This window comes from Arenibacter sp. S6351L (assembly GCF_023016025.1).
Taxonomy (GTDB): Bacteria; Bacteroidota; Bacteroidia; order Flavobacteriales; family Flavobacteriaceae; genus Arenibacter; species Arenibacter algicola_B.
The window spans coordinates 1-1358 of sequence record NZ_JALKBB010000076.1 but is presented as its reverse complement, the minus strand read 5'-3'; the positions used below and the strand labels follow the sequence as shown (position 1 = coordinate 1358).

Below are 1358 nucleotides of genomic sequence, written 5' to 3'. Positions count from 1 at the left end.
CCCTCGGTATAGGTGGTCCCGTTCAGGGTCACGGTAAGCACATCGGCCGAATCCGCAGTCCCGGTAATGGTGGGAGTAGTATCGTTTGTCAATAGAGTATTTACTGTGGGGGCAACAGGATCCGTAAGGTCAATGGATAGTTCGTCCACGGTAACGTCATCGGCGGTATTGCCTGCCAGGTCGGTGGCGGTGGCGGCTACATCGTAGGTGCCTTCGGCCAGTTCGCTCCCTGTGGGCACGGTAAGGGTCCAGGTATCGTTCCCGTTATCGGTAAGGTTGCCATCGCCCTCGGTATAGGTGGTCCCGTTCAGGGTAACAGTAAGCACATCGGCCGAATCCGCAGTCCCGGTAATGGTGGGGGTAGTATCGTTTGTCAACAGGGGGTCCACGGTAGGTGCCGTAGGATCCGTAAGGTCTATGGATAGTTCGTCCGTAGTGGTATCATCGGCGGTATTGCCGGCCAGGTCTGTGGTGGTGGCCACTACATCGTAGGTGCCTTCCGTCAGCTCGCTCCCTGTGGGCACGGTAAGGGTCCAAGTGTCGTTCCCGTTATCGGTAAGGTTGCCATCGCCCTCGGTATAGGTGGTCCCGTTCAGGGTGACCGTAAGCACGTCGGCCGAATCTGCAGTCCCGGTAATGGTGGGAGTAGTATCGTTGGTCAATAGGGTATTTACGGTAGGTGCCGTAGGATCTGTAAGGTCTATGGATAGTTCGTCCGTAGTGGTATCATCGGCGGTATTGCCGGCCAGGTCTGTGGTGGTCGCGGCCACGTCGTAGGTGCCTTCCGTCAGTTCGCTCCCTGCGGGCACGGTAAGTGTCCAGGTATCGTTCCCGTTATCGGTAAGGTTGCCATCGCCCTCGGTATAGGTGGTCCCGTTCAGGGTCACGGTAAGCACATCGGCGGAATCCGCAGTCCCGGTAATGGTCGGGGTAGTATCGTTGGTCAACAGGGTATTTACGGTAGGTGCCGTAGGATCCGTAAGGTCAATGGATAGTTCGTCCGTAGTGGAATCGTTTGCAGTGTTGCCGGCCAGGTCGGTGGTGGTCGCCGCTACATCGTAGGTGCCTTCCGTCAGTTCGCTCCCTGTAGGCACGGTAAGGGTCCAGGTGCCGTTCCCGTTATCGGTGAGGTTGCCATCGCCCTCGGTATAGGTGGTCCCGTTCAGGGTCACGGTAAGCACATCGGCCGAATCCGCAGTCCCGGTAATAGTCGGGGTAGTATCGTTTGTCAACAGGGTATTTACGGTGGGTGCCGTAGGATCCGTAAGGTCTATGGATAGTTCGTCCGTAGTGGTATCGTTTGCAGTGTTGCCAGCCAGGTCGGTGGTGGTGGCCGCTACATCGTAGGTACCTTCGGT

At 57.4% G+C, this 1358-nt stretch carries 1 protein-coding gene; it reads right to left on the bottom strand.

Annotation, left to right across the window (positions count from 1 at the left end):
- Positions 1–1358: Ig-like domain-containing protein (locus MWU82_RS23930; RefSeq protein ID WP_247098260.1), on the bottom strand; the 1358-nt coding region annotated here is incomplete at both ends.